General features: G+C 65.2%; 12 protein-coding genes. 7 read left to right on the top strand and 5 right to left on the bottom strand.

What is annotated here, in order from left to right:
* The 5 genes from treS to treY all read left to right on the top strand — a co-directional run.
* On the top strand, positions 1-3,099 hold a 3,099-nt coding region (treS, locus tag IC50_RS31115; protein WP_035714173.1), incomplete at its 5' end, for a maltose alpha-D-glucosyltransferase.
* Complete coding sequence (gene glgB, locus IC50_RS31110) at positions 3,092-5,239, top strand: 1,4-alpha-glucan branching protein GlgB (protein ID WP_035714170.1); 2,148 nt, start codon at positions 3,092-3,094, stop codon at positions 5,237-5,239. The genes treS and glgB, both read left to right, overlap by 8 nt.
* A 3-nt stretch (positions 5,240-5,242) precedes the next feature.
* Positions 5,243-7,321 carry a glycogen debranching protein GlgX gene (gene glgX / locus IC50_RS31105; RefSeq protein WP_035714166.1) on the top strand — a complete coding sequence of 693 codons (2,079 nt, stop codon included), beginning with the start codon at positions 5,243-5,245 and terminating at the stop codon, positions 7,319-7,321.
* Positions 7,318-9,066 (top strand): malto-oligosyltrehalose trehalohydrolase, encoded by a 1,749-nt coding sequence (treZ, locus tag IC50_RS31100; protein WP_035714163.1) that lies wholly within the window; start codon positions 7,318-7,320, stop codon positions 9,064-9,066. Before glgX ends, treZ begins: the two co-directional genes overlap by 4 nt.
* A 1-nt stretch (position 9,067) precedes the next feature.
* The gene (gene treY, locus IC50_RS31095) at positions 9,068-11,854 is read left to right on the top strand and encodes a malto-oligosyltrehalose synthase (protein WP_035714160.1); all 2,787 of its coding nucleotides are present in this window, start codon (positions 9,068-9,070) and stop codon (positions 11,852-11,854) included.
* 2 nt (positions 11,855-11,856) lie between these two features.
* On the opposite strand, the gene IC50_RS31090 is transcribed toward treY, so the two are convergent.
* Complete coding sequence (locus IC50_RS31090) at positions 11,857-12,174, bottom strand: polyhydroxyalkanoic acid system family protein (RefSeq protein WP_035714157.1); 318 nt, start codon at positions 12,172-12,174, stop codon at positions 11,857-11,859.
* A gap of 180 nt (positions 12,175-12,354) precedes the next feature.
* Between IC50_RS31090 and IC50_RS39510 the strand changes: the two genes are divergently transcribed.
* On the top strand, positions 12,355-12,519 hold the full coding sequence (locus tag IC50_RS39510) for a DUF3309 family protein (RefSeq protein ID WP_008560028.1): 165 nt from the start codon (positions 12,355-12,357) through the stop codon (positions 12,517-12,519).
* A 66-nt stretch (positions 12,520-12,585) separates the two neighbouring features.
* On the opposite strand, the gene ligD is transcribed toward IC50_RS39510, so the two are convergent.
* Positions 12,586-15,252, bottom strand: a complete 2,667-nt coding sequence (ligD, locus tag IC50_RS31085; RefSeq protein WP_035714154.1) for a DNA ligase D — start codon at positions 15,250-15,252, stop codon at positions 12,586-12,588.
* A 117-nt stretch (positions 15,253-15,369) separates the two neighbouring features.
* On the opposite strand from ligD, the gene ku reads away from it, so the two are divergent.
* Entirely contained in the window at positions 15,370-16,254 is an 885-nt protein-coding gene (gene ku, locus IC50_RS31080; protein ID WP_035714150.1) for a non-homologous end joining protein Ku, read from the top strand.
* A gap of 171 nt (positions 16,255-16,425) precedes the next feature.
* Here ku and IC50_RS31075 read toward each other — a convergent pair whose 3' ends face one another.
* The 3 genes from IC50_RS31075 to IC50_RS31065 all read right to left on the bottom strand — a co-directional run bounded on the left by IC50_RS31075 (position 16,426) and on the right by IC50_RS31065 (position 20,593).
* Positions 16,426-17,115 (bottom strand): response regulator, encoded by a 690-nt coding sequence (locus IC50_RS31075; protein ID WP_035714145.1) that lies wholly within the window; start codon positions 17,113-17,115, stop codon positions 16,426-16,428.
* Complete coding sequence (locus IC50_RS31070; RefSeq protein WP_035714141.1) at positions 17,112-19,835, bottom strand: sensor histidine kinase; 2,724 nt, start codon at positions 19,833-19,835, stop codon at positions 17,112-17,114. The genes IC50_RS31075 and IC50_RS31070 overlap by 4 nt, the downstream gene beginning before the upstream one ends.
* Before the next feature lie 152 nt (positions 19,836-19,987).
* Positions 19,988-20,593: a K(+)-transporting ATPase subunit C gene (locus IC50_RS31065; RefSeq protein WP_035714138.1), complete on the bottom strand. Its 606-nt coding sequence runs from the start codon at positions 20,591-20,593 to the stop codon at positions 19,988-19,990.
* Positions 20,594-20,634: the final 41 nt, after the last annotated feature.

Here is a 20,634-nt window from a genome sequence, read left to right as displayed (position 1 = left end):
GGGCTCCTGCCGTTCTACCCCTCGCCCGGCCGCGACGACGGCTACGACATCGCCGACTACGGCTCGGTCAATCCCGATTTCGGGACGATGAAGGACTTCAAGCGCTTCATCCAGGAGGCGCAGAAGCGGGGCTTGCGCGTCATCACCGAGCTCGTCGTCAACCACACCTCGGACCAGCACAAATGGTTCAAGCGCGCGCGCCGCAGCCACCCGGGCTCCAGCGCCCGCAACTGGTATGTCTGGAGCGACACCGACCAGAAGTACCAGGGTACGCGCATCATCTTCACCGACACGGAGAAATCGAACTGGACCTGGGATCCCGAGGCCGGCGCGTTCTACTGGCATCGCTTCTTCTCGCACCAGCCGGATCTCAATTTCGACAATCCGCGCGTGGTGAGCGCCCTCATCCAGGTGATGAAGCGCTGGCTCGATGCGGGCGTCGACGGCTTCCGGCTCGATGCCATTCCCTATCTCTGCGAGCGCGAGGGCACCTCGAACGAGAACCTGCCCGAGACGCATGCGGTCATCAAGCGGCTGCGCCAGGAGCTCGACGCCTACGCCAAGGGCAAGCTGCTGCTGGCCGAGGCCAATCAATGGCCGGAAGACGTGCAGGAATATTTCGGCCGCGGCGACGAGTGCCACATGGCCTACCACTTCCCGCTGATGCCGCGCATCTACATGGCGATCGCGCAGGAGGACCGTTTCCCGATCACCGACATCCTGCGACAGACGCCGGATATTCCGGCAAGCTGCCAATGGGCTCTGTTTCTGCGCAACCATGACGAGCTGACGCTGGAGATGGTCACCGACGTCGAGCGCGACTATCTCTGGACCACCTACGCCAACGATCCCCGCGCGCGCATCAATGTCGGCATCCGCCGGCGCCTTGCGCCGCTGATGGACAACGACCGCCGCAAGATCGAGCTGATGAACTCGCTGCTGCTGTCGTTCCCCGGCACGCCGATCATCTATTACGGCGACGAGATCGGGATGGGCGACAACATCTATCTCGGCGACCGCAACGGCGTGCGCACGCCGATGCAGTGGAGCCCGGACCGCAACGGCGGCTTCTCACGCTGCGACCCGGCCCGCCTCTACGCACCGCTGATCATGGACCCGGTCTACGGCTATGAATCCGTGAACGTCGAGGCGCAGTCGCGCAGCCTGTCCTCGCTGCTCAGCGCCACCAAGCGGCTGATCTCGGTGCGCAAGTCGACGCTCGCCTTCGGCCGCGGCACCATGACATTCATCCGCCCCGCCAACCGCGCCGTGCTGGCCTATGTCCGGCAATACCGCGACGAGGTGATCCTCTGCGTCGCCAATCTCTCGCGCGCCGCGCAGGCGACCGAGCTCGACCTGTCGCCTTGGAAGGACCGCATCCCGCAGGAGATGCTCGGCCGCACGCGCTTCCCCGCGATCGGCGAACTGCCCTACATGATCACGCTGGGACCCTACGGCTTCTACTGGTTCCAGCTGCTGGAACGCGACAAGTCCGAGCCGGTGACGCCGCGCGCGGTGCCGGAGTTCGAGACGCTGGTCGTGCCGGTGAATTCGAACTGGGTCTCTCTCGCTCGCGAGCGCGGCATATTCGAGCGCGACGTGTTGCCGGGCTTCTTGTCGCGGACGCGGTGGTATCCCGAGCACAATCCCAAGCAGATCAGGACCGCGCTGACCTCGGCAGTGCCGTTCTGCGACATCGGCGACAACAGGCCCTGGATCGCGTTCTTCGAAACCAGGCAGGGGGACGCGACCGCGCGCTACGTGCTACCGCTACAGATCGAGTGGGTGCGCTTCGACCGCGAGCGCTTCAACCCCAAGGCGCTGGCCGCCGTGCGCCAGGGCGCGCGCGAGGGGACGCTGCTCGACGTCGCGACCGACCAGATCTTCATCGGCCTGTTCCTGCGCAATCTGTCGCATCATCTGGTCGTGGAAGAGAACAATCTGCGACTGGAGTTCAAGCCCCCCAGCCGCTTTGCCGATTGCGCCATCAAGGAGCCCGAACGCATCCGCGCGATCGAGCAGTCGAACAGCACCGCGCTGGTCGACAACCAGTACGTCGCCAAGATCTATCGCCAGCTAGAGAGCGGCATCAGCCCCGAGATAGAGATCGGCCACTATCTCACCGAAGTGGCGCGCTTCGCCAATGCGCCGGCGCTGCTCGGCAGCGTCGAGCTGGTCGAGGGTGACCAGCGCAGCGCCCTCGGCGTCCTGCATGCCTATGTCGAGAACCAGGGCGACGGCTGGACCGTGACCACAGGGTATCTCGATCGCTATATCGACGAGCAGCGCGTGTTGCCGGCCGGCGAAACGCTCCGCGAGACCCAGGTGCAGGCGCCCTATCTGCACTTCATCGCGCAGATCGGCCGGAGGCTCGCCGAACTGCACGTCGCTCTCGCCGCGGCAACGCCCGACGATCTCGCCCCGGTGCCGATCGACTCCGCCCAGATCAAGGCCTGGATCTCCGACCTCGATGCTCGTGCCGAGCGGGTTCTCGAGCGGCTCGCCGACAGCCGCGATGGGCTGCGGGAGGCGGACCGGCCCATGATCGACCGGCTCACGGCGGTGCGCGCGAGCCTGTCCGACGGCCTGAATGCGCTCTTGCCATCCGACATCGGCGGGTTGAACATCCGTCATCATGGCGACTTCCGGCTCGGGCAAACTCTGATCGTGAAGGACGATATCTTCATCATCGACTTCGATGGCGATCCACGCCGGCCGCTGGCCAACAAGCGGCGCAAGGCGCCGGCCGCCCGCGACGTCGCCGGCCTGATCCACTCGATTCATCTTTCGGTCAACGCGGCGCTTGACCGGGCGCTCTCGGGGGGGACCGACGAGCAAGGCCGGTTCACCGCCGCACTCGACGACTGGCGCGAGCGCGCCGCCGCGACCTTCCTGTCCGCCTACCGCGAAGCCATGACCGATCGGAGGCTGTGGCCGGAAGATCGGCAATCCGCGCAGGGCCTGCTAAGATTTTTCCTGCTTGATCAAGCGTTCGACGAAATAGAGTACGAGCTGTCCCACCGGCCTGAGGGGCTCCATGCGCCGCTGACCGGACTGCTTCGCATTCTGTCCAGTGCCGAGAGCGAAGCCCATGCCTAAACTGCCTGCCGAGGCCTATGCGATCATCGAGGGCCGCCACTCCGATCCCTTCCACTATCTCGGGCTGCATCCCGAGGGCGGCAGAAGCGTGGTGCGCGCGTTTCTCCCGGAAGCCGTCAACGTCGAGGCGATCGGCGAACATGGCGAGGTCGCCCCGCTCGACCGCGTCCACGATTCCGGCCTGTTCATCGGCGCCCTGCCCAACGGCTCGAAGCACTACCAGCTGCGCGCGGAATTCGGCGGCAACGTCGTCGAGTTCGAGGACGCCTACCGCTTTCCACCGATCCTGACCGATTTCGACCTTTACCTGCTCGGCGAAGGCACCCATCAGCGCCTCTACGACAGGCTCGGCGCGCATCCGATGCGGCTCGAGGGCGTCGACGGCATCGGCTTCGTGGTGCTGGCGCCCAATGCGCGGCGCGTGTCCGTGGTCGGCGACTTCAACTTCTGGGACGGGCGGCGCCATCCGATGCGGGTGCGCGGCAGCGGCTATTGGGAATTGTTCATCCCGCATGCGAAGACCGGTGATCACTACAAGTTCGAGATCATAGGCCCGCATGGCCATTTGCTGCCGCTGAAATCCGATCCGCTGGCCTTTGCGAGCGAGGTGCGGCCGAAGACGGCGTCCATCGTGTTCGACGAAGCGCATCTGCTGCGGCCGCATCCGGCGCCCGACGGCATCAATTCGCTGTCGGCGCCGATCTCGATCTACGAGGTCCATCTCGGCTCGTGGCGGCGCAAGAACGGCAATGAATGGTTGACCTATCGCGAGCTGGCCGAGCAGCTGCCGGCCTACGCCCGCGACATGGGCTTCACCCATCTCGAATTCCTCCCCGTGAGCGAGCATCCCTTCGACGGCTCGTGGGGCTATCAGCCGACCGGTCTCTATGCGCCAACCAGCCGCTTCGGCACGCCCGACGACTTTGCGACACTGGTCGATGCCTGCCATCGCGAAGGCATCGGCGTGCTGCTCGACTGGGTGCCCGGTCATTTCCCGGACGATCCGCACGGGCTCGGCCATTTCGACGGCACCTCGCTCTACGAGCACGCCAACCCGCTGCAGGGGCGCCATCTCGACTGGGGCACGCTGATCTACAATTACGGCCGCACCGAAGTGACGAACTTCCTGGTGTCGAACGCGCTGTTCTGGCTGGAGCGTTATGCGATCGACGGCCTGCGCGTCGATGCGGTCGCGTCCATGCTCTATCTCGACTACAGCCGGCCGCCCGGAGCGTGGATTCCGAACCAGTATGGCGGCCGGGAGAACATCGAGGCGATCGACTTCCTGCGCCGCTTCAACACGGAAGTGTTCGCCCGCTTTCCGCAGGCGACCACGGCCGCCGAGGAGTCCACCGCCTGGCCGCAGGTCTCGCGCCCGGTCGAATTCGGCGGGCTCGGCTTCGGCTACAAGTGGAACATGGGCTGGATGCACGACACGCTGAACTACATCAGCAAGGATCCGGTCCACCGCAAGCACCATCACGGCGAGATCCTGTTCGGCCTGCACTACGCGTTCTCGGAAAACTTCATCCTGCCGCTGTCGCATGACGAGGTCGTGCACGGCAAGCGCTCCATCCTCGGCCGCATGCCCGGCGACGAGTGGCAGCGCTTCGCCAATTTGCGCGCCTATTACAGCTTCATGTTCGGCCATCCCGGCAAGAAGCTGCTGTTCATGGGCGCGGAGATCGCGCAGAGCCGGGAATGGAATCACGACCAGTCGCTCGACTGGCATCTGCTCGAATACAAGTACCATGCCGGCATCCAGGCGCTGATCCGTGATCTCAACCGGCTCTATCGCGCGATGCCGGCGCTGCACCAGATGGATTGCGACCAGGCTGGCTTCGAATGGCTGATCACGGATGATGCCAACCGCAACGTGTTCGCCTGGCTGCGCAAGGGCTTTGACGAGCAAGCGCGGTGCCTTGTCATCATCAACTTCTCGCCCAACGTCTATCGCAACTATCGCGTTCGCGTGCCCTTTGCCGGCAAGTGGAAGGAAGTGTTCAATTCGGACTCCGCCCATTACGGCGGCAGCAATGTCGGGAACATCGGCGAAGTTCATGCCGTTGAAGGCAAGGCCCCCGAGCTGCGCCTCACCATTCCGCCGCTCGCCGCGATCTTCCTCGTTCCGGAAAGCTGACTGATGCGCCTGACTGCCGGATCGCCCGCACGCCTCGGCGCAAGCTGGGACGGACGCGGCACCAATTTCGCGCTGTTCTCCGCCAACGCGCAGAAGGTCGAGCTCTGCCTGTTCGACGCGCAGGGCCGCCGCGAGCTCGAGCGCATCGAATTGCCCGAGCGGACCGAGGACGTCTGGCACGTCTATCTCAACGACGTCTCGCCCGGCCAGCTCTATGGCTACCGCGTTCACGGCCCCTACGAGCCCGAGCACGGTCACCGCTTCAACGCCAACAAGCTGCTGCTCGACCCCTATGCCAAGCGGCTTGCCGGACGATTGGTCTGGAGCGATGCGCATTTTGCCTATCGCACCGGAAGCCCGCGCGAGGACCTGTCCTTCGACCGGCGCGACAATGCGCGCGGCATGCCGAAGGCCGTCGTGGTCGACGAGACCTTCAACTGGGGACGCCGCGAGATCCGTCCCAACATCCCCTGGGAAGACACCATCATCTACGAGGCTCACGTCAGGGGCCTGACCCAGAAGCGCGACGACGTGCCGCCGAATTTGCGCGGGACCTATGGCGGCCTGTCCTCGCCGGCGATGATCGAACACCTGAAGAAGCTCGGCGTCACGACGATCGAGCTGTTGCCGGTGCACAGCTTCGTCGACGACCGCATTCTCGTGGAAAAGAAGCTCGCCAATTACTGGGGCTACAACACGCTGTCCTTCTTCGCGCCCGAGCCGCGCTACGCCCAGGACAATGCGCTCGACTCCTTCCGCACCACGGTGGCGCGGCTGCACGATGCCGGCATCGAGGTGATGCTGGACGTCGTCTACAATCACACCGCCGAGGGCAACCATCTCGGCCCGACGCTGTGCTATCGCGGCATCGACAACGCCTCCTATTACTGGCTGAATCGCGAGAACCCGCGCTATTACGACGACTTCACCGGCTGCGGTTCGTCGGTCAACCTCACCCATCCGCGCGTGCTGCAGATGGTGATGGATAGCTTGCGCTACTGGGTCGAGGTCTGCCATGTCGACGGCTTCCGCTTCGACCTCGCCACCACGCTGGCGCGCGGCCCGAACGGCTTCGATCGCGGCAGCTCGTTCCTGACCGCGATCCGGCAGGACCCGGTGCTGGCGACCGTCAAGCTCGTCGCCGAACCGTGGGACCTCGGCCTCGGCGGCTACCAGGTCGGCGCCTTCCCCTCGCAATGGTCGGAATGGAACGACCGCTATCGCAGTGCGATGCGCCGCTACTGGAGCGGCGAAGGCAGCCTGATCGGCGACATCTCCAGCCGCATGACCGCCTCCTCCGACCTCTTCAACCACGACGGACGGCGGCCGCGCGCCAGCATCAACCACATCACCGTCCACGACGGCTTCACGCTCGCGGACCTCTTCAGCTACAACGAGAAGCACAACGAGGCCAACGGCGAGGACAATCGCGACGGCTCCAACGACAACCACAGCAACAATTGCGGTGTCGAAGGTCCGACCGACGATCCCCAGATCCTCGCCCTGCGCCGCCAGCTGCGCAAGAACGTGCTGGCCTGCCTGATGCTGGCGCAGGGCGTTCCGCTGATCCTCGCCGGCGACGAGGTCGGCAACTCGCAGTCCGGCAACAACAATGCCTATTGCCAGGACAACGAGGTCGGCTGGGTCGGCTGGGACAATCTCGGCAAGGAGGGCGACGACATGGTCGATTTCGTCACCCATCTCGCCGACATTCGCCGCCGGTTCTCGCAGCTCCGCAGCCATCGCTGGCTTGACGGCGGGCCCAAGGACGGCAACGCCTACGGCGCGTTGTGGCTGACGCCGGCCGGCGACGAGATGACGGAGAGCGACTGGAAATTCCCGGAAGGCAGGTTCCTCTCCTATGTGATGGGACCGACGGAACCGCGCGGGGCCGCGATCTTTATCGTACTGAACGCCGCTCCCGAAGAGATCGCATTCAAGTTGCCCCAAATGACCGAATACAAGAGCTGGCAGCAGATCCTGAACACGACCGATGCCAAGCTGAATACGATCGACTTCCCGCCCGGGAGCGACAGCAAGGCGCCGCCGCGCTCCGTGCTCGCCTTCGCGGGGACACCATGAGGCCATCCTTCGGGGCGAAGCCGACGAAGGACGGTGTGTCGTTCCGACTATGGGCGCCTGCCGCGCGCCGTGTCGACCTCCTGCTCGACCGCAGGCACGCGATGCAGCGCCGGCAGGATGGCTGGTTCGTCGCCGAGATTGCCGGCCTCACCGCCGGCAGTCCCTACAAGTTCAGGATCGACGACGAGATCGACGTACCGGATCCTGCCTCGGCCTTCCAGCCTGAGGACGTATCCGGCCCGAGCGAGGTGATCGATCACGACGCCTTCGTCTGGCGCGCGCGCGAATGGCGCGGCCGTCCCTGGGAGGAGACGGTGCTGATCGAGAGCCATGTCGGCACCTTCACGCCGGAGGGCACCTACCGCGCCATGATCGACAAGCTCGATCATCTCGCGGCGACCGGCATCACGGCGCTGGAATTGATGCCGCTCGCCGATTTCGCAGGACGCCGCGGCTGGGGCTATGACGGCGTGCTGTGGTATGCGCCCGACAGCGCCTATGGCCGGCCCGAAGACCTGAAGACGTTGATCGACGAGGCGCATCTGCGCGGGCTGATGGTGTTTCTCGACGTGGTCTACAATCATTTCGGCCCGGAAGGAAACTACCTCGGCCGCTATGCGCCGACCTTCTTCACCGATGCGCACACGCCGTGGGGCAGCGCGATCGATTATCGCGTGCCGCAGGCACGAGCCTTTGCCGTCGAGAACGCGTTGTCCTGGCTCGGCGACTATCGCTTCGACGGCCTGAGGCTGGATGCCGCCAACCACATCATGGCGATCCCGGGCGAGCAGTCGATGCTGCAGGACCTCAGCGTCGCCGCCGGCGAGCTCGCCAAGGCCACGGGCCGCCACATCCATCTCGTGCTGGAGAATGGCGACAATCGCGCCAGCCTGCTCGATGCTGCGCAAGAGCCGCCGAACGGCAAATATCGCGGACAGTGGAACGATGATTATCATCACGTCTGGCATGTGATGCTGACCGGCGAGCTCGCCGGCTATTACGCCGACTACCAGACGCCGCGCATGGACCTCGCTCGCGCGCTCGCCTCCGGCTTCGTCTACCAGGGCGAGATCTCGGAATTCTGGGGCAAGAAGCCGCGCGGCGAGCCGAGCGGCAAGCTGCCGCCGGCGACGTTCGTCAACTTCCTGCAGAACCACGACCAGATCGGCAACCGTCCCCTCGGCGAGCGGATGGAGAGCCTGGCATCGCCGGAACAGATCGAGGCTGCCCTCGCAGTGACCCTGCTCGCGCCGATGGTGCCGATGCTGTTTCAGGGCGAGGAATGGGGCTCGACGGTCCCCTTTCCGTTCTTCTGCGATTTCCAGGGCGAACTCGCCGACGCCGTGCGCAAGGGCCGCAGGCAGGAATATGCCTGGGCTTACGAAAAGTACGGTGACGAGGTGCCCGACCCGCTCGATCCGGCAACGCTGGAAGCAGCCGTGCTCGACTGGACCGGCCGCACGCCGCAACAGGACGCGCGGCTTGCGCTGGTGAAAAGCCTGCTCGCGCTCCGTCGCAAGGAGATCATGCCGAGGCTGAAGGGCGCGAGCTTCGGCGATGCCGAGGCAGCCGACAACGGCCTGCTCACCGCGCATTGGCAGATGGGCGACGGCACGGTTCTGCGCTTGACCGCAAATCTCTCGGACCGCGAGATCATGTCCGATGTCGGCGCGGGCACGCCGATCTGGGGCGGCGCCGACGAGCGGCTTCTTCCCTGGTCGGTGGTCTGGCGTCTCGGAGGTTGACATGCCTCCCGCCATTCCGCTCGCGACCTACCGGCTTCAGCTCACTGCGGATTTCGACTTCGACAAGGCCGCCGCGGTCGTGCCTTATCTCAAGGCATTGGGGATCACGCATCTCTACGCCTCGCCGGTGATGAAGGCGCGCAAGGGCTCGACCCATGGCTACGACACGGTCGATCACAACCAGTTCAATCCCGAGCTCGGTGGCGAAGCCGGCTTCGCGCGGCTGAACGAAGCGCTGACCAGGCACGATCTCGGGCTCATCATCGATTTCGTGCCCAACCATGTCGGCGTGCATTTCGCCGACAATCCCTGGTGGCTCGACGTGCTGGAATGGGGCCAGGCCTCGCCGCACGCCGCCTCCTTCGACATCGACTGGGATCAACTGGCCTACCGCGCCCGCGGCGGCGTGCTGCTGCCGATCCTCGGCACATCCTACGGCGAGGCGCTGGAGCGCGGCGAGATCGAGCTGCGCTACGATCCCGACGAGGGAAGCCTCTCCGCCTGGTATTTCGAGCATCGCCTGCCGATCGCACCGGAGCGCTATGGCGAAATTCTGCGCGTGATCGTCAAGGAGGCGGACGCGGCGGAAGCCGGGCCCGGCGAGCGCCTGCTCGCGCTTGCCGCGCGCTACGCGGGGCTGCGTCGTCCCAATCGCAAGGAAGCTCCCGGCTTCAAGTCCGAGCTCAAGGAGATCGCGGGCGCCGCCGACATCATCGGTCGCGGTCTCGCCGCCTATCGTGCCGGCAGGGACCGCCCGGCGCAGACGCTGACGCTGCACCATCTCCTGGAACGCCAGCACTACAAGCTCGGGCACTGGCGGCTTGCCTCCAGCGACATCAACTATCGCCGCTTCTTCGACGTCAACGGGCTCGCGGGGCTGCGCGTCGAGGACGCGAGCACATTTGCCGCCACCCACCGGCTGGTGAAGCAACTCATCGCCGACGGCAAGCTGCAGGGAATCCGGCTCGACCACATCGACGGCCTGCGCGACCCCGCACAATATTGCCAGCGGCTGCGCCGGCTGGTCCGCGACGCCCAAGGCAACACAAAGCCGTTCTATACGGTGATCGAGAAGATCCTGTGCGAGCACGAGCGCCTGCCGCGTTTCGCCGGTGTTCAGGGCACCACGGGCTATGAATGGATGAACGTCATCACCCACGTGCTGGTCGATCCCAACGGCCTGCAAGCGCTGGACGAGACCTGGCGGCAGATCAGCAACCAGCCGCCGCGGCTGGCGCCTTACGTCAAGAACGCGAAGCGACGGGTGCTGGAGACCTTGCTCACCAGCGAATTCACCGTGCTGACGCGCCTGCTCGCGCGCATCGCCAACGGGCATTATTCGACGAGAGACTTCTCAGCCGACAGTTTGCGACAGGCCCTCGAGCTCTATGTGCTGCATTTCCCGGTCTATCGCACCTATCTGACGCACAGCGGCCCGACGGCACCCGACCGCAAGCTGATCGAGGACACCATCGAGCGCGCCCGCGGGGAGTGGTTCGCCGCCGACGAAGGCATCTTCGACTTCCTGCGCGATGCTCTCACGATGGACCTGCTCAAACCCGGCCGTCCCCCGCACAGCGCCCCGCGCGTGCGCCGCTTCGCGCTGAAAGTGCAGCAATTCACCGGGCCGATGATGGCGAAGTCGCTGGAGGACACCGCGTTCTATCAATTCCACAGGTTGCTTGCGCTGAACGAGGTCGGCGGCGATCCCGCGAGCCCCGGCCTCGCCATTCCCGCCTTCCACCAGGCCATGCAGGCCCGCGCCAGGGAATGGCCGCACGGCATGACCGCAACGGCCACCCACGACACCAAGCGCGGTGAGGATGCCCGCACGCGCATCGCCGCGCTCAGCGAAATTCCCGGCGAATGGACCAGCGCGGTGGCGCGCTGGAAAGTGTTGAACGCGCCGCATCTTGCACTTCACGGCAATCTGCGGGCGCCGTCGGCGACGTTCGAATACATGCTCTACCAGACCCTGCTCGGCGCCTGGCCGCTCGAGGAGCCGGCCGATACCGCTTTCGTCGAGCGCATCCAGGCCTATGCCCTCAAGGCCGCGCGCGAGGGCAAGGAGGAGACGAGCTGGCTCAACCCGCATGAAACCTATGAGAGCGGCATACGAGACTTCATCGAGAAGATCCTCGACCCCGCCCGGTCCGCAGAGTTCGTGGACGCATTGCAAACCCTGGCTCGCCGCGTCGCGCTGCTCGGCACGTTGAACTCGCTGAGCCAGCTCACGCTCAAGGCGACTCTGCCGGGCGTGCCGGACTTCTATCAAGGCACCGAATTCTGGGACCTGTCGCTGGTCGATCCCGACAACCGCCGCCCGGTCGACTTTGCCGCGCGCGACGCGGCGCTGACGTCATTGGAAGCGCCGGACTGGAGCGGCCTGATCAAGTCCTGGCCGGACGGCCGGCTCAAGCTGGCGTGGACGCGGCATCTCCTCAAGCTGCGCAGCGAGGTTGCCGACATCTTCGCGCAGGGCGACTACCAGCCGCTGGAGGTACGGGGCGCACATGCCGACCACGTCATCGCCTTCGCGCGTCGCCATGGCCGCGCAGCCGCGATTGTCGTGGTCGGGCGTCAGTTCGCACCGTTCACCCAGGCGGGCCGGGAATGGCCCGCACTGGAGGATTTTGACGCGACGATCGACATCAAGGGCTACACCGTGCCCGGCCTTGCGGGTAACGACTTGCCGCTCGCACAGGCCTTCCGCGAATTTCCCGCCTCAGCCATCGCGGTCCGAACGGCTAACGCCATCAGGTCCTCGCGGCGGCGCGTCCGCGCCTGAACTCACTTTCCGCCGTCCTTGGTCAGCAGCAATTGGCCGCGCTTCCTGATCGTCGCCTGCGCCATCTCGGCAAAGCGCTGCAACAGCCAGGGCAGCACCACCTCGACCTTCACATGGTCGTCGGCGACGTCGACCTGACCGGTCGCGACCTGGCCGAGCGCGCGGATGCGGAAATTCATGCTGTCGCCGCTCCAGCGTTCCTCCTCGACCTGCATCACGGGAATGCTGGCTGCGGCGCGGCCAAGCCCGGACTTGAGCCGGCGTACCGCCTCCTCGCGGCCGAGACGATGCGGAATTGAGACGACAAGCGGTGCCGACATGGCTGTGCCCCTCTGCGACTGATTACAGATAATCATGCCGGGCCAACCGGCAAAGGTTCCATGCAAGTTGATCCGCCCGCCTTGTTTCAAAGCCGGAACTTTAAAACCTACGGCAAGTTGCCCCCGCACGACGGGACAAGTGCAAACGACCCTTTTGACAAAGGGCTGGAGGAGATTCGCATGTCAATCGGAACGATCATTCTGATCATCCTGATCATCGCCCTGCTCGGCGGCTTCAGCGGCATCGGCGGCGGTCCGTTCTATGGCACCGGCTATTATGGCGGCGGCGGCCTCGGGCTCGTCATCGTCATCCTGCTGATCCTGCTCCTGATGGGGCGGATCTAGAACGAGCTTCGTAGGGTGGGTTACGCTCGGCGACCGCGCTTCGCGCCCTCGCCGAACAAACCCACCCTACTTGGTTTTCCCCGCAAGCTTCTTCACCGCCGCCTTGATCGAAGCCGCGGCATCGTCATAACCCTCCCATGCTTTCGATCGCGGCAACAGGCCCGGCACGGAGCGCAGCGTGTAGCGCTTCGGATCGAGATCGCTCTTCACCTGCGCCCAGGTCAACGGCATCGAGACGGTGGCCCCGCCGCGCGCGCGCGGCGACAATGGGGCCACCGCAGTCGACATGCGGTCGTTGCGCAAATAATCCAGGAAGATCTTTCCCTTGCGCAGCTTCTTCGACATGTTGAGCAGATAGCGCTCGGGATCGTCATCGGCCATCCATTGGCAGACGCCTTGTGCAAACGCCTTGGCCTCCTTCCAGCTCACCTTGTCGCGCGCACCGTGCAGCAGCGGCACGACCACGTGCAGGCCCTTGCCGCCTGTGGTCTTGCAAAAGCTGTCCATGCCGATGTCGGAAAGGCGCTGCCGCATCTCCTTGGCCGCCTCGACGACGTCGGCGAAGTCAACGTCGGGCGCCGGATCGAGATCGAACACCAGCCGACCCGGTGTGTCATAGGCGTAAGGCGCGCAATTCCAGGGATGCAGCTCGACGCCGCCGATCTGTGCCACCGCGGCGAGTCCCTCGATCCGATCGATCTGGAGATAGGGCTTGCGGTCGCCGGAGACCCGCGCCAGCTCCAGAAGGTTCGACGTTCCCTGCATCGCATGGCGCTGGAAGAAGCACTCGCCCTTGATGCCGTCAGGGGCGCGGATCAGCGAGCACGGCCTCCCCTTGAGGTGCACGATCATCCATTCGCCGACGGCTTCGAGGTAGCGCGCAAGGTCCAGCTTGGTGACGGGAGCGCCCGCGCCATCGTCAGGCCAGAGCGGCTTATCGGGCTTGGAGATGACGACCCCCATCACCTCGGCATTTTGCGCCGCCTTATTCGATGACCGGCCCGCCTTCGTGCGCGCCGGCTTCCTGGCTTTGGGCTCTGCCAGCTCGGTATCGACGGGCTTCTCCGCCTCGACCTCCTCGGCCGGCTTGTCCTGCCGGAATCCCTTGAACGCCGCCTGGCGGATGTTGCCGTCGGCGGTGAAGCCGGCGAATTCGATCTCCGCGACGAACTCCGGCTTCAGCCAGTGCACGTCTCGCGTCTTCCTCGGCGCATTCTTGCCGCCGAACGGGCTCTGCTTGGCCTCCATGGCCTTCAAAGAGGGCATGATGCGCTTGACCTTGTCCGCGCCGAAGCCGGTGCCGACCATGCCGACGAAGGCGAGATGATCGCCGCGCTGCACGCCGGCCATCAGCGAGCGGAATTTGCCGTTGGTGGTCTTGTAGCCGCCGATCACCACCTCGTGGCCGGCGCGGCATTTCGACTTGACCCAGCTCTCGGTGCGGCCGGACCGATACGGCGCGTTCAGCTTCTTCGACACCACGCCTTCGAGCTCGAGCTTGCAGGCCGATTGCAGCACGGCATCGCCGCCGGTCTCGAAGTGCTCGACGTAGCGGATCCGGGTCGATCTCCGCTTGCGCTGGTCCAGCAATTCCTTCAGCCGGGCCTTGCGCTCGTCGAGCGGCAGCCGGCGATAGTCCTCGCCTTCGGCGAAGAGAAGGTCGAAGGCGAAGAAGATCAGCTCGTCGGTCTTGCCGTCCGACAGCGCGGCTTGCAGCGAGGAGAAGTTCGGCGCGCCGTTGTGGTCGAGCGCGACGATCTCGCCGTCGATCATCACGTCCGGCAGCGCGGCCGCTTCCTCGGCAATGGAGCCGAACTTGCCGGTCCAGTCGAGACCCTTGCGCGTCTTCAGCGTCGCCTCGCCGTCCTCGACCCGGAGCTGCACCCGGTAGCCGTCGAACTTGATCTCGTGGCACCAGCCCTCGCCCGCCGGCGGCCGCTCGACCAGCGTACAGAGCTGCGGCGCGACGAAATCCGGCATCTCCGCGACGTTCCTGGCGTTCGTCGCCCTCTTCCTTGCCGCTTTTCCGGATTTCAAGGCCGTTCGCGGCGCAGGCTTCACCGTCCGCCCCTTCGTCTCCTCGGCACGATTGGACTGCCAGACTGCATCGGCCTTGCCTTTGGCACCCTTCGCCAGCATGAACGGCTTTGGCGCGCGGCCCTTGCCTTCGGCGATCTGCTCCATCGCGCGGCCGGAGGCGACCGACTTGTCCTGCTCGAGAATGTCGTTGTCCTTGCCCTCGCGGACAAATTCGTCACGGTGCTTGATCAGCAGCCAGTTGGTTCGCTTTTCGCCGCCGCGGTTGCGCATGCGCACCAGGACCCAGCTTCCATGCAGCTTCTCGCCATGCAGGACGAACTTCAAATCCCCCTTCTTGAATCCGGCTTCCGGATCATCCGACTCCCAGGTGCCGCGGTCCCACAGCATCACCGTGCCGCCGCCATATTGCCCTTCCGGAATCGTGCCTTCGAAATCGCCGTAGTCGAGCGGATGGTCTTCCACCTCGACAGCCAGCCGCTTGTCATGCGGGTCGAGCGAGGGCCCTTTCGTCACCGCCCAGGACTTGAAGACGCCGTCGAATTCCAGCCTGAGATCGTAGTGCAGCCGGCTCGCATCGTGCTTCTGGATCACGAAGCGCCGCTGCCTCGACGGCGCCACCGCGGCCTTGCCCGATGGCTCTGGCGTCTTCTCGAAGTCCCGCTTCTGTCGGTAAGTGGAGAGTTTTTGCAGCACGACCGGTCCCGCTTCTCTTTCAGCATTCAAGCCTATCACGGCCAAAGTCCCACCCGGAACCAAAACCCCGCGGGACGGTTGGGGTTCCAAAACGCCTTGAAAACGCTGGAGAATGGAATGGCCCCGCGCGCCTATTGGAAAGGAACGTTGAAGCTGTCGCTGGTCAGTTGCCCGGTCGTGCTTTATCCGGCGACCACTGCGGCCGAGAAGACGCGGTTTCACCTGATCAACCGTGAGACTGGGAACCGGCTCAAGCAGCAGATGATCGATGCCGAGACCGGCGATGTCGTCGAGAGCGACCAGAAGGGCCGCGGGTACGAGTTGCGCAAGGGCAAATATGTCGAGATCGAACCGGAGGAGCTCGAAGCGGTCCAGATCGAAAGCAACCACACCATCGACATCGAGAGTTTTGTGCCGCGCGATGAGATCGACCAGCGCTATCTCAACCATCCCTATTACATCGCGCCCGACGGCAAGGCCGCGGTCGACGCCTTTGCGGTGATCCGCGACGCCATGAAGGACGAGGAGCGCGTGGCGCTCGCCAAGATCGTGCTGACCAACCGCGAGCACGTCATGGCGATCGAGCCGCTCGGCAAGGGCCTGCTCGGCACCACGCTGCGCTTCCCTTACGAGCTGCGCGACGAGGACCAGTTCTTCGACGACATCAAGAGCCCGAAGATCACCAGGGACATGGTCGAGCTTGCCGGTCACATCCTGCAGACCAAGGCGGCGCATTTCGACCCTCGCAAATTCAAGGACGAATACGAGGACGCGCTGAAGGCGCTGGTGAAGCGCAAGGCCAGCGGCAAGACAATCGAGCTGCCGGAGCTGGAGGAGCGCCCAAGCAATGTCGTCAGCCTGATGGACGCGCTGAAGCAGAGCCTGAAGGGGCGCGGCGGCAAGAAGACCGCGGCGAAGTCACATGCGCGGCGTGCGACAGGACGGCACCGAACCGCGAAGAAGGCGCACCGGTCCACGGCGAGGCACCGGAAGGCCGGGTGATCTTGCTTGGTCATTGCGGAGGCAGGCTTGCGCCACAACCTCCGTCGTCATGCCCGGGCTTGACCCGGGCATCCACGCGCCTCCTCGCATGCCGACAGACGTGGATGGGCGGGTCAAGCCCGGCCATGACGAGTTTGCCTCAAGCCAACACTCGATGCCGCCGAGCGGGGCCTAATCCCCCGCCTTCAGCCGGTACCCGATCCCCGTTTCCGTCAGCACATATTGCGGCCGTTCCGGATCGGCTTCGATCTTCTGCCGGAGCTGGCGGACATAGACGCGCAAGTATTGCGCATCCGTCAGTTCGTCCCAGAGCTCCCTGAGCAGGAAGCGGTGGGTGAGCACCTTGCCGGCATGCTGCACCAGCACGCGCAACAGGTCATATTCCTTCGGTGAGAGCTTCACGTCACGATCCCCGACCTTGACGATGCGGCGGACGAGATCGACGGAGAGATCGCCGGTGCGGAACACGGGACGCTCGCCCTTGACCTGAAGCTGGTGGCGCAGCGCGGCGCGCAGGCGCGCCAGGAGCTCCTCCATGCCGAACGGCTTGGTCAGATAGTCGTCGGCACCGAGATCGAGCGCCTGTACCTTTCCGGCTTCGTCGCCGCGGCTCGACAGCACCACGATCGGCACGCCTTCGTTGCGGGTGCGGATGGTGCGGAGCAGCTCATGCCCCTGAACGTCGGGCAGGCCGAGATCGAGGATGATCAGCGCCGGCTCTTCGTCAAGCTTCTCCAGCGCAGTCTTGCCGTTCGACGCCTCCAGGATTTCGTAGCCCTGCGTCGTCAACCCCATCCGCAGCAATTTGCGGATCGGCGGCTCGTCGTCGATGATCAGGACCTTGATCGGGGCAGCGCTCATGCAGCGGTATCCAATGCGCGGCTCTCCGCGGGAACGGGAAGACGGATGGTGAGGACAGCGCCGCTCCGGTCGCCGCGGTTGGCGGCCGAGATCGTGCCGCGCATCGCCTCGACGAAGCCGCGGGAGATGGCGAGGCCGAGCCCGGTGCCGGGACGGACGTGATCGCCTTTCTGCACGCGATAGAATTTGTCGAACACGCTCTCGAGCTCGTCGGTCGGAATGCCGGCTCCCTCGTCCGCAATCTCGAGCACGACATGACCGCCGTCGCGCCGGCCGCGGATCGCGATCGTGGTCTCGGGTGGCGCGTATTTGGCAGCATTGTCGAGCAGGTTGAACAGCACCTGCTCGAACAGCACGGCATCGAGCTGCAGCATCGGCAGATCGGCGGCCAGCGCCAGCTCGATCTTGTGGCGGTTGAGGATCTTGCTGGCGCGCCGCAGCGCGCTGCCGACGATCTCGCCGAGATCGTGCAGCGCCGTGTTGGGCACGATGGCGCCGGATTCGAGCTTGGTCATGTCGAGCAGATTGGCAATGAAGCGGTTGAGCCGCTCGGATTCGTCGATCACGGTGGCGATGAGGTCGCGCTTCTCGGTGTCGGAGAGGGCGCCGGCGAGATCGCGCATGGTGGAAGCCGCCCCCAACACGGAGGCGAGCGGCGTCTTCAGATCATGCGAGATCGAGGTCAACAGCGCCGAACGCAGCCGCTCGGATTCGACGGTGCGCTTGACGCGGTCCATGTCCTCGACGAGCAGCACGCGCTCGATCGCGAGCGCGCCCTGGTCGACCAGCGCATCGAGCAGCCGGCGCTGGTCCGGCGTCAGCAGCGGGCCGGTGCGGTCGTTGTCGATGCCGATCACACCGATCGGTCCCCGCCCGGTGCGCATCGGCAGGAACAGCCGTCTGGCTCCCGGCAACGTGTCCGAGCCGCGGCCGGCGGGGCGATCGTTGCTCCAGGCCCAGTTGGCCGCCGCGAGGTCGGCCTGGTCGAGCTCGTCCTCCGGCGGATAACCGGACTTGACCGTGAGCAGCCCCTCCTCGGGCAGCAGCAGCACGACCCGAACCTTCAGCATCAATGCGATCTGATAGGCGGTCGCCCATAGCACGTCGTCGAGCGTGGCGGTGCCGGCGAGCTTGCGGCTGAAGGCATGGAGCTGCTCGGTCATCCTGATCCGGCCGATCGCGGCATCAGCCTGCGTGCGAACACGCGCGGCGACGTTGGAGACGATCATCGCCACAGCCATGAACAGCACGAAGGCAGCCACGTTGGTCGGATCGGTGATCGTGAAGGTGTAGATCGGCGGAATGAAGAAGAAATTGTAGCAGAGCGACGCCGCGACCGTCGCCAGCAACGACGGCCACAGGCCGTAACGGACGGCGACCGCGACAACCGCCGTCAGCAATACGAGGTCGACGTTCTCGAGCCCGAAACGGGGCTGGATCAGCTCGGCGGCGCCGAGACCGATCAGCACGATGCCGAGTGCCTTCAGATAGGGCAGCGGATTGAATGGCTCCGAGCGCGCGGCAGTCTGCACCGCCGTCTTTGGCGCGGCTTCGCCGGGCAGCTCGTCACCGGCGATGACGTGGACCGTGATGTTACCGGCACGGCGCACCAGATCATGCACGACCGAGCCGCGCGTCATCTCGAACCAGCGCGAGCGCGTCGACTTGCCGATCACGATCTGGGTGACGTTGTTGCCTTGCGCGAAATTGACGACGTCGTCGGCGATGCGGCGGCCGACGGCGGGAATGGTCAGCGCTTCGCCACCGAGCGATTCCGCCAGCCGCAGCGTGTCGGCCAGCCGATCGCGCTCCTCGTCGGACAATTGCAGGGATCGCCGCGTCTCGATCGAAAGCGCGGTGAACGGCGCATGCAGCCGGTCCGCCAGCCGCTTGGTGTAGCGCACGAGGCCAGCCGCGCGCGGATCCTCGCTGACGCAGACGAGGATGCGCTCGCCCGCGGCCCAGGGCCCGGGAATCGCATTTGCCTGCATGTGAGTGAGCAGCTGCTCGTCGACCCGCTCGGCGGTGCGCCGCAGCGCGAGTTCACGGAGCGCGGTGAGATTGCCCGGCGAGAAATAATGCTCCAGCGCCCGCTCGGCCTGCCTGGGCACATAGACCTTGCCCTCCTTCAGCCGCTGGATCAGATCGTCGGGCGTGAGGTCGATCAGCTCGATCGCGTCGGCGCGGTCGAACACCGAATCCGGCACGGTCTCGCGGACCCTGACATGGGTGATCTGGGCAACGACGTCGTTCAGGCTCTCGATGTGCTGGATGTTGACGGCGGTGTAGACGTCGATGCCGTGGGACAGCAGCTCCTCGACGTCGAGATAGCGCTTGGGATGGCGGCTGCCGACCGCATTGGTGTGGGCGAGCTCGTCGACCAGCGCAATCTGCGGCCGTCGCGCGATCACCGCATCGAGATCCATCTCCTCGACAATCTGGCCGCGGTACTCCAGCCTCTTGCGCGGGACCACTTCGAGGTCGCGCACCAGCGCCTCGGTCTCGGCGCGGCCATGGGTTTCGACGAAGCCGACCACGACGTCGATGCCGGCCTTGCGCCTGGCATGGGCGCTTTGCAGCATCTCGTAGGTCTTGCCGACGCCGGGAGCTGCGCCGACGAAGATCTTCAGCCTGCCGCCCGCGCTCTCCTCCCGGCGCGCCGCTTCCAGCAGTGCCTCCGGGGATGGACGTTGTTCAGGATCGCGGCGCTCTCGGACCATCAGGACGGCTTGTCTATCCGTTACATTCTCCGCCTGTCCTTCGCCTCTCCCCGCTTGCGGGGAGAGGCCTGATCGCATCGCAAGATGCGATCAGGGTGAGGAGGAGGCTTCGACATCGAATATAATCATCCGAGCGCCGCGAGCCTAGACTGCTACTTCGCGGCCATGCGATCGAGCGCGAGATTCAGCGCCAGAACGTTAACCCTGGGTTCGCCGAGCAGACCGAGGAGACGGCCTCGGGTGTTGGCGGCCACGAGCTGCCTGACCTGATCTTCAGGCAGATTCCGCGCCTTTGCCACGCGCGGCACCTGGAATTGCGCGGCTTCCGGCGAGATGTCCGGGTCGAGACCGCTGGCCGACGTCGTCACCAGGTCGACCGGCACGGCCGCGTTCGGATTCTCGGCTCTGAGCTTGTCTACATCCTCCTTCAACCGGTCGGCCAGCGCCTTGCTGGTCGGGCCGAGGTTGGAGCCACCCGAATTGGCGGCGTTGTAGGGGGCCGACACCGTCTTGGTCGAATCGTTCGGATCCGGCGCAAGCGTCGCCGAGGGACGGCCATGGAAGTATTTGTCATCCTTGAACTCCTGCCCGATCAGGGCGGAGCCGATCACCTTGCCGTCCTTTTCGATCAGGCTGCCCTGCGCCTGCACGGGAAACAACGTGCCGGCAATGGCGGTCATCGCGAGCGGATAGGCAAGGCCCGTGATGGCAGTGAGCGCCAGCAAGAGGACGATGGCGGGGCGGATTTCTCTGAGCATTTGAAGTCTCCTTTCTTTCGTCATTGCGAGCGAAGCGAAGC

Origin of the sequence: Bradyrhizobium genomosp. I (2014), assembly GCF_000261685.1 — a bacterium.
In the GTDB taxonomy this organism is placed as follows: domain Bacteria; phylum Pseudomonadota; class Alphaproteobacteria; order Rhizobiales; family Xanthobacteraceae; genus Bradyrhizobium.
This window is presented reverse-complemented; position numbering and strand designations above follow the sequence as displayed.

Coding starts and splice junctions, on each gene's coding strand:
- glgB (WP_035714170.1), top strand. CDS start 3,092: ATGCCTAAACTGCCTGCCGAGGCCTATGCGATCATCGAGGGCCGCCAC.
- glgX (WP_035714166.1), top strand. CDS start 5,243: ATGCGCCTGACTGCCGGATCGCCCGCACGCCTCGGCGCAAGCTGGGAC.
- treZ (WP_035714163.1), top strand. CDS start 7,318: ATGAGGCCATCCTTCGGGGCGAAGCCGACGAAGGACGGTGTGTCGTTC.
- treY (WP_035714160.1), top strand. CDS start 9,068: ATGCCTCCCGCCATTCCGCTCGCGACCTACCGGCTTCAGCTCACTGCG.
- IC50_RS31090 (WP_035714157.1), bottom strand. CDS start 12,174: ATGTCGGCACCGCTTGTCGTCTCAATTCCGCATCGTCTCGGCCGCGAG.
- IC50_RS39510 (WP_008560028.1), top strand. CDS start 12,355: ATGTCAATCGGAACGATCATTCTGATCATCCTGATCATCGCCCTGCTC.
- ku (WP_035714150.1), top strand. CDS start 15,370: ATGGCCCCGCGCGCCTATTGGAAAGGAACGTTGAAGCTGTCGCTGGTC.
- IC50_RS31075 (WP_035714145.1), bottom strand. CDS start 17,115: ATGAGCGCTGCCCCGATCAAGGTCCTGATCATCGACGACGAGCCGCCG.
- IC50_RS31070 (WP_035714141.1), bottom strand. CDS start 19,835: ATGGTCCGAGAGCGCCGCGATCCTGAACAACGTCCATCCCCGGAGGCA.
- IC50_RS31065 (WP_035714138.1), bottom strand. CDS start 20,593: ATGCTCAGAGAAATCCGCCCCGCCATCGTCCTCTTGCTGGCGCTCACT.